12 protein-coding genes are annotated in these 12,463 nt (G+C 37.4%); 8 read left to right on the forward strand and 4 right to left on the reverse strand.

The window, feature by feature from the left end:
• Positions 1 to 3 precede the first annotated feature (3 nt).
• Positions 4 to 459 (reverse strand): type II 3-dehydroquinate dehydratase, encoded by a 456-nt coding sequence (gene aroQ / locus H4J67_RS07440; protein WP_182176414.1) that lies wholly within the window; start codon positions 457 to 459, stop codon positions 4 to 6.
• 418 nt (positions 460 to 877) lie between these two features.
• Here aroQ and H4J67_RS07445 point away from each other — a divergent pair, with 418 nt between their 5' ends.
• Genes H4J67_RS07445 through H4J67_RS07455 form a run of 3 tightly spaced genes read left to right on the forward strand, consistent with a single transcriptional unit; the run spans position 878 to position 4,938 of the window.
• Entirely contained in the window at positions 878 to 1,276 is a 399-nt protein-coding gene (locus H4J67_RS07445) for a hypothetical protein (protein ID WP_182176413.1), read from the forward strand.
• Between the two features lies 1 nt (position 1,277).
• Positions 1,278 to 2,462, forward strand: a complete 1,185-nt coding sequence (locus H4J67_RS07450; protein ID WP_182176412.1) for a hypothetical protein — start codon at positions 1,278 to 1,280, stop codon at positions 2,460 to 2,462.
• Positions 2,463 to 2,475: 13 nt separating this feature from the next.
• The gene (locus H4J67_RS07455) at positions 2,476 to 4,938 is read left to right on the forward strand and encodes a bifunctional diguanylate cyclase/phosphodiesterase (RefSeq protein ID WP_182203308.1); all 2,463 of its coding nucleotides are present in this window, start codon (positions 2,476 to 2,478) and stop codon (positions 4,936 to 4,938) included.
• A gap of 43 nt (positions 4,939 to 4,981) precedes the next feature.
• Here H4J67_RS07455 and H4J67_RS07460 read toward each other — a convergent pair whose 3' ends face one another.
• Entirely contained in the window at positions 4,982 to 6,808 is a 1,827-nt protein-coding gene (locus H4J67_RS07460) for a protein-disulfide reductase DsbD (RefSeq protein ID WP_182203310.1), read from the reverse strand.
• 5 nt (positions 6,809 to 6,813) lie between these two features.
• Entirely contained in the window at positions 6,814 to 7,125 is a 312-nt protein-coding gene (gene cutA / locus H4J67_RS07465; RefSeq protein ID WP_182176409.1) for a divalent-cation tolerance protein CutA, read from the reverse strand.
• Positions 7,126 to 7,284: 159 nt separating this feature from the next.
• On the opposite strand from cutA, the gene H4J67_RS07470 reads away from it, so the two are divergent.
• The 4 genes from H4J67_RS07470 (at position 7,285) to H4J67_RS07485 (ending at position 11,403) form a co-directional block, all read left to right on the forward strand.
• The gene (locus H4J67_RS07470; protein ID WP_182203312.1) at positions 7,285 to 7,797 is read left to right on the forward strand and encodes an FxsA family protein; all 513 of its coding nucleotides are present in this window, start codon (positions 7,285 to 7,287) and stop codon (positions 7,795 to 7,797) included.
• Positions 7,798 to 7,914: 117 nt separating this feature from the next.
• Positions 7,915 to 8,208 carry a co-chaperone GroES gene (locus H4J67_RS07475; protein WP_070374905.1) on the forward strand — a complete coding sequence of 98 codons (294 nt, stop codon included), beginning with the start codon at positions 7,915 to 7,917 and terminating at the stop codon, positions 8,206 to 8,208.
• Positions 8,209 to 8,328: 120 nt separating this feature from the next.
• Positions 8,329 to 9,972, forward strand: a complete 1,644-nt coding sequence (gene groL / locus H4J67_RS07480) for a chaperonin GroEL (protein WP_182176407.1) — start codon at positions 8,329 to 8,331, stop codon at positions 9,970 to 9,972.
• Positions 9,973 to 10,197: 225 nt separating this feature from the next.
• Entirely contained in the window at positions 10,198 to 11,403 is a 1,206-nt protein-coding gene (locus H4J67_RS07485; RefSeq protein WP_182203314.1) for a tyrosine-type recombinase/integrase, read from the forward strand.
• A gap of 42 nt (positions 11,404 to 11,445) precedes the next feature.
• Here the strand turns inward: H4J67_RS07485 and H4J67_RS07490 are convergent, their stop codons facing one another.
• Positions 11,446 to 11,892, reverse strand: coding sequence for an AlpA family transcriptional regulator (locus tag H4J67_RS07490; protein WP_220471620.1), 447 nt, complete (start codon positions 11,890 to 11,892; stop codon positions 11,446 to 11,448).
• A gap of 124 nt (positions 11,893 to 12,016) precedes the next feature.
• On the opposite strand from H4J67_RS07490, the gene H4J67_RS07495 reads away from it, so the two are divergent.
• On the forward strand, positions 12,017 to 12,439 hold the full coding sequence (locus tag H4J67_RS07495) for a hypothetical protein (protein ID WP_182203316.1): 423 nt from the start codon (positions 12,017 to 12,019) through the stop codon (positions 12,437 to 12,439).
• Positions 12,440 to 12,463: the final 24 nt, after the last annotated feature.

Consider the following 12,463-nt stretch of genomic DNA (forward strand, 5'->3'; position numbering starts at 1 on the left):
TCATTAACTTTTATGGTCAGTTAACCAAGTATAAGCCGACGCTAACGCATATTTATAACCATTGGCACCTAAGCCACAAATAACACCAATAGCTTTGTCTGATAGATACGAATGATGTCTAAACGACTCTCTAGCATGGACATTTGAAAGATGAACTTCAATATATGGAATGTCTACAGAAAGAAGTGCGTCACGTATCGCTATACTAGTATGGGTAAATGCGGCGGGATTGATGACAATAAAGTCTATTTCATTATGAGCTTGATGTATTTTTTCTATCAGCAGGTGTTCAGCATTTGATTGCAAATGACTTAATTCAATTCTCAGTGGTAAAGCTTGCAATGTTAAATCGTCAATAATATGGGTTAATGATTGCGCACCATAAATTTCAGGCTCGCGTTTCCCTAACATATTTAAGTTAGGGCCATTTATCACTAAAACTTTAAACTTTGTAGTCATTTTCTGAGAAAAACCTATTAAATAGCAAACATTACAAATATCATCACATAAAAACTAGAGTGATGGAACAGCTAATAACAAAATCGAGCATTTCTGCTGTTAAGCGATTATTATAGTGTTTTCGCAGAATATAGCAGCAAAATACTGGTCTGATCTGTTGTTGTTAACTTTTTATCAATAAGATGACAATAAAGTTTTGTATTTTAGAAAAAATTTACTACACTATTATTATCTACATTTGTTAATCAATTCATTGGTTTAGCGTTTTTTATATACAGGTTGACATGTGCCAGTGGGGTGTTCGGTCTCCTTTGGTCGGTTACTACTAGTGGCTACGGAGCACTTTGTTAGATACACAAAGTGCTCTTTATTTTTCATTAACAAGGATTTAGTTATCAGCCAAATTCTAATCAGATTAATGGTTCTTGTCATATTTATTGGCAGTCCGGTAACTCATGCGGTCGAAGTTATTACCAATATCTCTGCTGGTACTGTGTCAATAACAACCACTCAGTTACGTCGTATATATTCAATGCGTCAAACTAAATGGGCCAATGGCCTTCCCATAACTGTTTTTGTTTTATCAAGTACCAATCCCATCCATCAAAAATTTTGTAAAGATATCTTACGCTTATTTCCGTATCAACTTGACCGTATATGGGACAAGTTGACTTTCTCAGGTATGGGTATTGCCCCAACGGTGGTGTTAAGTGAAGAGGAGTTAATTAAAGCCGTTAAATCAACCACAGGTGCCATTGGTTACATTGAAGATATTAATGAGGTAAGTGATGTCAATCTGCTTAAAATCGATCAATAAAATGAATTATAAGGTAATGTGCTTATTAGCATTACTTGCGCTTAATGCGCACGCACAGGAAGGGCATTCGGCAGATCCGTTAAAAATACATGGCTTTGTTGCGCAAGGCGTTATTGACGTCGACAATAGCAACTTTGTTAATGATAATGGCAAAATATCGTTAAAATTAACAGAGATAGGACTTAATACCTCGTATCAATTTTCTGACGATTATCGCTTTGCGGCACAAGCTGTTTATTTAGACGGGGGCAATCGCTACAAGGAAGGTTTGCGTGTTGATTACTTCTTAATGGATTGGAGCGCTTATAGTTCAGAGCAGTGGCAAGCCAATTTATTTGTTGGCCGTTTTAAAAATGCTCACTGGTTACATTCAAGTACCCGTGATATTCCTTTTGCACGGCCCTCAATCTTGTTACCGCAAGGGACTTATTTTGATGGCTTTCGTGATATCGCTGTTGGTGGCGATGGCGCTGCATTAAAGTTGACTTACAATAATGATAAATATGGTGAATTTGATTTCAATTTTAGTCGTGGTAAAAGTCCAATTAATAGTGATGATTCAGAAGTCATTCTCAGTAAATTAGCACAGGGAGATATCGAGCATGAGCTTGATACGCAAGTGAGTGTTTATTGGCGACCAGTATTTTCACAATGGCGCTTTGGTCTAACCTTATTGGATTCAGAATTTAACTATAAAAATGAGAGTCCTGATTTTTTTGTTGATGGAAAATTTGTTTTTCAGTTTTATACGATGAATGCTTTATATGAAGGTGAGCACTGGGAGTTTACTAGTGAAATTTCGCAAACAAGGTTTTTAACCGACGGTTTTTACGCGGCTCAGTTTAACCAAGACAATATTGGTCAAGGTGGTTATTTTCAAGCGGTTTACAAGGTAAATCAACAATTGAAATTTATTAGTCGTTTTGAAAATTTCTATGCAAATAAGAATGATAAAAAAGGCCGTGAATTACAACAACAAAGTTTTGGTACCATACCTCATTATTTTGCTTATCAGCACAATAAAATGCTAGGATTTTCATATGATTTTTCTGATAGTTTACGAGTCAATGCGGAGTACCATTGGGTAAAAGGCGCTGCGCGCGTTAATCCTATTGTGTTACCCAACCCAGAGGCGAATAGTGAGCATTGGAAAGTGTGGGCCTTACAACTAATGTACTGGTTCTAGTAGGGCTAACTTGATGAGAAAAAGATTTGTTAGCGTTCCTGTTAAATTATTAGTGCTAGTTATTGGGGCTTTATTGCTCCTAACGGCTATTTTCTCTTACTTGTCTTTATCAAGATTAAATCAAGAATTCACCCAATATCAAAGCGATACTTTACGTAAAGGCCAGGCACAATTTTCTGTGCAAAATAACGTATTACGTCAAAAAATACTGACGTGGCTAGAGTCGTTTTCTGATATTGTGCGGTTAAAAGAGCAAGCTAATTTTGACGTTTTAGCACACGAGTTTGCTGCGCAGTTTGATACCCTACAAATGAATCAAAATGTTGAAAATGTTTGGTTAGTTTCAGCAAGTAATGAAGAGTTATACCTTTCTAATGCTATTCCTAAATTTGTTCAGCTGAGTATTGACAATGTACTAAGATATCAGCAACCTGAACACACTTTGTACTGTGAGGGTCATTGCGTTCAGTTGATTACAATACCGGTCTTAAACGGTAAGGGTGATATGGCGGTTGTCGCGATGACAGTTTCACTTGTTGATATGATTTTTTATATAAATCAGGCGCTTGATAATGAGTTAGCCGTTGTAAGTTTTTCTCGTTCAGATAAGCTTGTATCAATAACAAGTAACGAAGAGGCTATTATACTTGCTGATGCTAAATTTATTTCTTCAACAAATACTCAACTAGTCAGTGAATTATTTATGTCAAACCAAGAAATTGTCAATAGCGAGATAATTAACTCTCAAGGTATAAAAGCTAAAGCCAACGATAGCAGTTATCTGATTAACTTAATTCCCATCGCAAATACCCGTGATGATTTTTATTACCTAGCACTGATTGATGATGCCACTATTTTTACAGATAAATATCAGCAAAACCGTTTGCAATTTTTAATTTTTACCTTAGTTGTGCTTATTGCTTTAGTCATTGTTGTTCATTTTGTTGCTAGCCCATTTACTCGTCGCTTACTGGTATTGTCAGATGTTTTACCTTTATTGGCAAAAAAAGAATTTGATCAGTTTCGTGAAACAGACCTTCAAAGAAATGGTAAATATATTGATGAACTAGATATTTTGGCAAATGCGGCCACCGAGTTAAGTTTTGAACTTGAACAATTAAACATTGAAGTTGATCAAAAAACGAAGGAACTCGAAAATATTGCCATGTATGATTTATTAACGGGGTTACCTAACCGTAATATGTTGAACTACCAACTGCGTAAAGCGTTGATGAATGTTTCACACAGTGATGGAAAAATTGCCGTTTTATTTTTAGATCTCGATGATTTTAAGAAAGTAAATGATAGCCATGGTCATACCGATGGAGATAAGTTGTTAATTCAAGCGGCTAATCGTTTGCGCTCTAGCATCAGGGAAGTTGATATGGCTTGTCGTTTTGGTGGCGACGAGTTCGTTGTCGTCCTTGGACATATAGACCATGAAAATGACGCAGTGCTTGTTGCACAAGAAATTTTAGAGGCTTTTAAAGCACCGATTAAAATACAAAACAGCCTTTTTTATGTAAGTACCAGCATTGGAATAGCCTTTGCTTCTGAAGAAATGACTCAGTCAGAAGATTTGATTAGTTATGCGGATATCGCTATGTACGAAGCTAAAGACGATGGTGGCGCCAAATATCATATTTACCATGAAGAGATGTATAAAAAAGTTGCCCTTCGGGTGATGATGGAAAGTGAAGTTAGACAGGCTTTAGCTAAAAATCAATTTAGCTTAAGTTTACAACCTCAGTTAGATGCAAAAACAAAAAAACTATACGGCTTTGAAGCGTTGCTTCGCTGGCAGCATCCTGAGCGAGGCATGGTTTCGCCAGAAGATTTTATTCCTCTTCTTGAAAACTCCCAGCATATGGTTGAACTAGGTTATTGGGTGATCAGGCGCTGTTTTGAGCTTTGCCAAACATTTATTGATAAGGGCTTAACGGATGTCCGTATTGCGATAAATCTGTCCGCAGGTCAATTTGCCGATCCACATCTAACCCCTTATTTAACCGGTTTACTTACTGAGTTTTCGCTTAAGGCAAGTCACTTCGAACTAGAACTGACTGAGCAAACCTTAGTAAAAAATATTGATAGTGCAATTGAAATGATGAATGGCTTGAGGGATGTAGGATTTAGTTTTGCTATTGATGACTTTGGCACTGGTTATTCGTCATTAGCTTATTTGAAAAAAATGCCGGTCGATGTTATTAAAATAGATAAAAGCTTTGTATTTGGCATGTTAGAAAATCGAGCTGATTATCAAATTATTATGTCAACCATTGCTATGGTGAAGAACTTAGGTTTGCAGGTCATCGCAGAAGGTGTTGAAACGAGTGCGCAGTTACGCAGTTTAACCGAAAATGATTGCGATATTATTCAAGGATACTACTTTTCTAAACCTATTCCTGAAACCAAACTAATGGAATTTATTGATACAAAAATTGTTAATGGCTATTGGAAAGTATCAGCACTTTAACCCGCAGAGTTATGCGAGTTAAAGTGTGCTTGTTTGTTAAAGGTTAAAGGATTTTTTGTAGATGTTCAGTAAATTCTTCTGCCCCCATAAACCCCGTTACGCGCTGCTGAGTTAATTCTTTACCTTGTTGGTCAAAAAATAGAATACTTGGTAAGCCAAGTACTTGATACTTTTTCGCAAACTCAGCATTGTCAGTCGAGTCGAAGTCAGTCATATCAACTTGTAACCATACCGTGTTACTCAGCACTTTTTGTACTTGTGGCGCATTAAAGGTGTATTCTTCAAACTCTTTACAGGCAATACACCAGTCGGCATACAAATCGACCATTACAGTCTTCCCTTGTGCATTAGCGTTATTCACTGCCGCTAACAACTCTGGTAGTGTTGCTACTTTAGTAAAATGTTGTTGTGGAGATGCTTGATTACTTGTCGCAACGTTTTGGCTAGGATTTATCAGTTGAAAAGCTTGGTTGGCGCCAAAAAATATCATTACAAATATCACCACACTTCTAACACCAAACCAAAAGTTATTCTGGGTCTGTTGATTGACGGTATAAAAATAGCCTGCGCTTGATAAGACCAATATTGCCCACATGGCTTGTGTTACCAATAAAGGTAAAAACCTTTCCATTAAAAATATCGGAACAGCGAGTAGTAATAAACCAAATACATTTTTAATTACCGTCATCCATGTACCTGCTTTTGGTAATAATTTACCACCAGAACTACCCAAAACAAGTAATGGTACACCCATACCTAAACTTAATGCGTAGAGGGCTGATGCACCTAACCAAATATCACCCGATTGCGAGATGTATAGCAGAGCACCGGTTAAAGGAGCGGTAGTACATGGAGACGCCACTAAACCAGAAATAGCACCCATAACAACAACACCTAAATATGAACCACCTTTTTGGCTATTACTGATGTTATTCAATTTATTTTGCCAGCTACTTGGCAAGGCAAGATTAAAAACTCCAAACATAGAAAGTGCTAAAAAGATGAATAAAACACTTAATACAATTAAAACAGCAGGATGTTGAAACATCGCTTGGAACTGAGCGCCGGCCAGTGCAACAACAATGCCCAGTAAGGTATATGTTATTGCCATGCCTTGTACATAAGCAAACGATAAACGAAAGGCTTTTGACGTTGATAATTTATCGCCTTGCCCAACGATAATGCCGGTCAGAATAGGGTACATAGGAAATACACAAGGAGTAAATGAAAGCAGTAAACCACCGACAAAAAAAGCGAGTAGTGTTAGCCAAATATTATCACTTTTGAGCATATCGGCTAATTGATGTTGCTCGCTGGCATTTTCAGCGGCAATAGATGTATTGCCGGTTTCATTGTCAGCTGTTATCGCCGCCAAAACATTGTTGGTGTTAATAACTTCTTCATTATTTACTTTTGATAGTGCTACAACTTTACTTTTAGGGGGGTAGCATAAGCCTTTCGCTGCGCACCCTTGATAGCGTATTTTAATGCTGGCATTGCTATTAGCGTTAACAAGCTTAATCGTGAAGCTTAGCTTTTCGGTAAATATTTGCTGAACACCAAAAAATTCATCTTCATGGTCTTCACCTACAGGCAATTCGACCGGTATTATTTCTGCGTTTTCAACACTAAACTTAAACTGATGACGATATAAGTAATACCCCTCAGCTATGGTAAAGGAAACAGATAATTGATCATCCTTCTGGTGAAAGTTAAATTCAAAGGCTTCTTCGACACTAAGAAACTCATCATCGTTACTGAATAATGAAGCGGACGAAGTATCAAAAATTGAATCTTGGGCTTGAACATTGGGTACTTGTAAAAAAATACTGGTTAAAACTAACCAAAAAAGTAAGACAATTTTTTTCATAACAACTATTTTAAAGACTCAGTAATCCAGTTTAAATAACTATTGTCGCCTTGCTGGATGTTCACGGCGATAATTTCAGGGGTATCATAACGATGTAAGCGTTTAATTTCACTAGCTACCTCGTTAAATTTATCGGTTTGTGTTTTTATTATTAACTGTATTTCTTCATCACATTCAATATTATCTTGCCAGCGATAAACAGAGATAACGTTAGGAATAATATTGACACAAGCGGCCAGTTTTTCTTGTATTAAATGCTTTGCAATTAGCTTTGCATTGCTAATATCAGGACAAGTGCACATTATTAATTGAAACATTAACGTATTTTCCTTAACAAAAACTTAAACTATTTAAATGACAATTAATAACTAATCGCCATATGAACTATCTTGTATTTAGTTGATGCTTGAAAAAGACCGGCACAACCCCATATATGTTTCATCTTATATAAAATTTTTTTAATGAAGAGACGTTAAATGTTTCGATTTCTATTTATCCTTTTTATTGTCGTTCCTATTATCGAAATTATGGTACTGATCAATGTTGGTACTTGGCTTGGTGCATGGCCAACAATTGCTATTGTTATTATTACTGCATGGCTGGGCGCGAGAAATGTTAAACAGCAGGGGATTGCCACCTTAAACTCAGTACAAACTAAAATGGCGCAAGGAGAAATGCCTTCAGATGAAATAGTTGCAGGACTACTTTTACTGGTTGCTGGCATACTTTTAGTAACGCCTGGCTTTGTTACTGACATTTTTGGATTATCTCTTCTGATCCCTAGTGTGAGAAGTCTGTTGATCAAATCAGTACAGTCACGTTTAATCATGAATCAAAGCGCAGCTGGTTTTACTTATCAAAGTTCGGTGCATACTCAGCAAGAACAGCCAGTTACGCCTGATCCATTTGAGCAGGGTTTAGGCACTAAGAAGCCGATTGAACACCACCAAGGTGAAACGCTTGAAGGTGAGTATGAGCGCAAAGAATAAAAAAATTTTTAACGGGGCTTGTGAAGTTTTAAATTAGCCCCATCTTTAATTGCAACAAAGTTTTATAACCTTTTATTTAAATTTATTGAGAGTGAATAAACTCTCAGGAGAAAATTAATGAGCATTCGTCCATTACATGACCGCGTAATAATTAAACGTAAAGAAGTAGAATCAAAATCAGCTGGTGGTATTGTTTTAACAGGAAGTGCTGCAGAAAAATCAACGCGCGGTGAAGTTATTGCTGTTGGTAACGGTCGCATTTTAGAAAATGGCGAAGTACGTGCTTTAGACGTTAAAGTAGGTGACCAAGTTATTTTTAGTGAAGGTTACGGCGTTAAAACTGAAAAAATTGATGGCGAAGAAGTTTTAATCCTTTCTGAATCAGACATTTTAGCGATTGTTGAGTCATAGTAACCCTACTGACTTTATATAAACTGTAGGAATTCGTTAGGCTAAGCCTCAACTTACAGTGCATTAATTATTGTAGTCGAACGATGTTCGACAAACTAACAAAATATAGGAAGAAACAACATGGCTGCAAAAGACGTATTATTTGGAAATGACGCACGAGCAAAAATGCTACGTGGTGTAAATGTTTTAGCTGACGCGGTAAAAGTAACATTAGGCCCTAAAGGTCGTAATGTTGTATTAGACAAATCTTTTGGTGGTCCAATCATCACCAAAGATGGTGTTACTGTTGCAAAAGAAATTGAATTAGAAGACAAATTTGAAAACATGGGCGCACAGATGGTTAAAGAAGTTGCTTCTAAAGCCAATGATGAAGCCGGTGACGGAACAACTACTGCAACTGTTTTAGCGCAAGCTATTGTAAATGAAGGTTTGAAATCAATTGCTGCCGGCATGAACCCAATGGACTTAAAACGTGGTATCGACCAAGCAGTTATTGCCGCCGTTGAAGCGTTAAAAGGTTTATCGCAAGAATGTAGCGATAACAAAGCGATTGAGCAGGTAGGCACTATCTCTGCTAACTCTGACGAAACTGTCGGTAAAATCATTGCAACAGCGATGGAAAAAGTTGGTACTGAAGGCGTAATTACTGTTGAAGAAGGTCAAGCGTTAACTGACGAATTAGACGTTGTTGAAGGTATGCAATTTGACCGTGGCTATTTATCTCCTTACTTTATCAACAACCAAGAAAGTGGCACTGTTGAATTAGAAAGCCCATTTATTCTATTAGTAGACAAAAAAGTAGGCAGCATTCGTGAATTACTTTCTACTTTAGAGGGTGTTGCAAAATCAGGTAAGCCATTATTAATTATTGCTGAAGATGTTGAAGGTGAAGCTTTAGCAACATTAGTGGTAAACAACATGCGCGGCATCGTTAAAGTTGCAGCGGTTAAAGCACCTGGTTTTGGTGACCGTCGTAAAGCAATGTTACAAGATATCGCGACATTAACGGGTGGTACGGTAATCTCTGAAGAAATCGGTATGGAGCTTGAAAAAGCAACATTAGAAGATTTAGGTCAAGCTAAACGTGTTGTTATCACTAAAGACAATACAACGATTATTGATGGTATTGGTAACGAAGCTGATATACAAGGTCGCGTAATGCAAATTCGTGGTCAAATCGAAGACTCATCTTCTGATTACGATAAAGAAAAGTTACAAGAACGTTTAGCTAAATTAGCTGGCGGTGTTGCGGTTATTAAAATTGGCGCAGCAACAGAAATCGAAATGAAAGAGAAAAAAGCCCGTGTTGAAGATGCATTGCATGCAACTCGCGCCGCGGTAGAAGAAGGTGTTGTTGCTGGTGGTGGTGTTGCATTAGTTCGTGCTGCTGACCTTATTAAAGATCTTGAAGGTGCCAACGAAGACCAAACACATGGTATTAACGTTGCAATTCGCGCAATGGAAGCACCACTACGTCAAATCGTTGCTAACTGTGGTGATGAAGCTTCAGTCGTATTAAACGAAGTGCGTAACGGTAAAGGTAACTTTGGTTACAATGCGGGTAACTCTACTTACGGTGATATGTTAGAAATGGGTATTCTTGACCCAACTAAAGTAACGCGTAGTGCATTACAGTTTGCTGCTTCTGTAGCCGGTCTAATGTTAACAACTGAAGCTATGATCACCGACTCACCAGTTAAAGATGCTGGCGCTGGCGGTATGCCTGATATGGGCGGTATGGGTGGAATGGGCGGCATGATGTAATCATCACCCCTTAGTTTCACCGAAACACATGTTGTTTCAAAAATCCCTGTAATCATTGTTTTTACAGGGCTTTTTTGTTTCTAGTGTTTCAGCTTGTTTCATCATAACTCATCAAGTTTCATATTTTCGGGGGTATAATGTGGGGTGTTTAGTACTTGCATGATCTCATTTTAAGGTGTTTAATTAGAAGGGTACCCCTAATTAAACCCTGATGAGTTTACCTTTATGCCATTAACCGCCTTAGAAATTAAAAATCTATCTTGCCCTGAAGATAAAAAGCAAATCAAAAGATTTGATGGTAATGGTTTGTTTTTATTAGTTAAAATTAATGGTTCAAAGCTATGGAGGATGCGGTATAAATTTTCAGGTACACATAAAGAAATAGCTTTAGGTCAATACCCTACGATACCCCTTGTTGAGGCGAGGAAGTTGGCAGAGGAGGCAAGGGTATTACTGATGAATGGTACTAACCCTTCAGACGAAAGAAGAGAACGCAAACGCAGTCACTCAGTGACAGACAGGCAATTTAATGCAATCGCTTTGAAATGGTGGGAGCAACAAAAAGATTCATGGTCTGCTGATCATAAAGCCCGAGTTAAACGTTTGATCACTATTGACTGTAAATTGCTCAGCAAACTGATTATCGATAAAATAGATGCAGGACACATTACCGAAGTCATGCTGTCTATAGAAGCTTCAGGCAGCCCTAAAAAAGCCCCAGTTATTCTAGCTATTATTAACCGAATCTTTGGTTATGCACTTGCTCATAGGTTGACAAGAAATAACCCTGCACAAGGTTTACCCCTTAAAGATATTATTAAACCACTTAAAAAAGTACGCTCCCACTCAGCAATAATTAACCCAACTGAGTTAGGTAACTTAATTCATGATATAGATATGACTATTTCAGGTACTTTCTGTACGGCTGAAGCATTAAAACTCATTCCAAGGTTGTTCCTTAGGCCGAAAGAAATTAGAGGCCTTAAATGGGCATACGTTGATTTTTCGGAAAAGTTAATACGTATTCCAGCACAAGAGATGAAAAAAGATCGAGACCACCTTGTTCCTCTTTCTAAGCAAGTCATTAAACAGCTTAAGTATATTTATACCGTAACCAGTTATTCAGTATATGTTTTTCCAAACAGTAGAAATAGTGACAGCCCAATAAGTAAAAATGTGATGACAAACCGCCTACGTGATTTAGGGTATGCGGCAGATGTGATGTCAGCGCATGGTTTTAGGGGAACAGCCTCAACAATTTTACATGAGCAAGGTTGGTCACATGACGCGATAGAAGTGCAATTAGCTCACTTAACAGGGTCAAATACATCACGGGCATACAACAGAGCTATATATTTACCAGAACGTAAAAAAATGATGCAAACGTGGAGTGATTACCTAGAAGAGCTTAGTGTACAAAATAAAAAGTAATCAGCTTTCGTTAATTTACAGGGTCACAAAGTAGAGGTGCAATCACTTACTACGTATCCATTCTTGAATATCTGATAAACGCCAACCGACATTACTGGTGCTTAGAGCAATACGTGCCGGAAATTTTCCAGTACGCTCCATGCGCCAAATGGTGGTTCTCGATAACCCTGTAAGTTCTTGCACTTCTTTTGAGCGGATAACTTTATCATGCACTGAAGAATTAGAGGCGTGGGGATGGCTGTGGTTTGTCGGTTGAGTAGCAACCTGTATATTACCAAGTAGGTAATTGAGCAATTGAAAACCAAAAAACTCAGTTTGTTTTTCGGTAACTTGAATAAATTCGATTTGATGGTTCGTTTGCAATTTAGTAATCTCAGCTATTGGACACCGTAAAAATAGTGATGCTTCAGTAGGTGTGAATCGCTGATACATAGCGATCCCCATACTATCGGCTAGTTCACATAAATTGGGTGTAAACGGCTTATCCATCTAATCGTTATGTTCCTGTCGTTAGCACATTAGTGTTAATGTTAGCGTTAGTGTATAAAATGTTATTGATTTCCTTTCAATTAGCATACAAAATAAATCATAAGATCACTAGAGAATAGTTTACATGACATTTGCAGCACACTTATCAAAATCGAATGAAAACTCGCTTGAAGCGCGAGTGAAGAACTTTCGTGTTGCTTATGCTGCTTATCGTGATATTCAAACTAGCCAATCAGTTCATAAACATTCTGATATGCAAAATACCCTAGGCACAAGTGATGAACTTACCCAAGCAAATACCATTATCAAAAATAGTCTCGATATAGCTGTAAAAAACTTCAGTAAAAGCGACTTACAAAAAGCTCAGCAGCAAGGACTGCTTTCTGATTTTGAAGCTAAAAATATTGATGCTATTTCTATAGGTAAAGACTTAACATCATCAAACGAAAAAGGTATTCAAGAAAATAAAGATCGTATTGCTCAAGCTCGTGCAGAAATGAGCGATAAAAATAAAGACAAAAGTAAAGATAAGTCGCGAGATATATAGAGACTAAATGGATTTAACTTTAGA

Origin of the sequence: Colwellia sp. BRX10-4, from assembly GCF_014077465.1 — a bacterium.
GTDB lineage: Bacteria > Pseudomonadota > Gammaproteobacteria > Enterobacterales > Alteromonadaceae > Colwellia_A.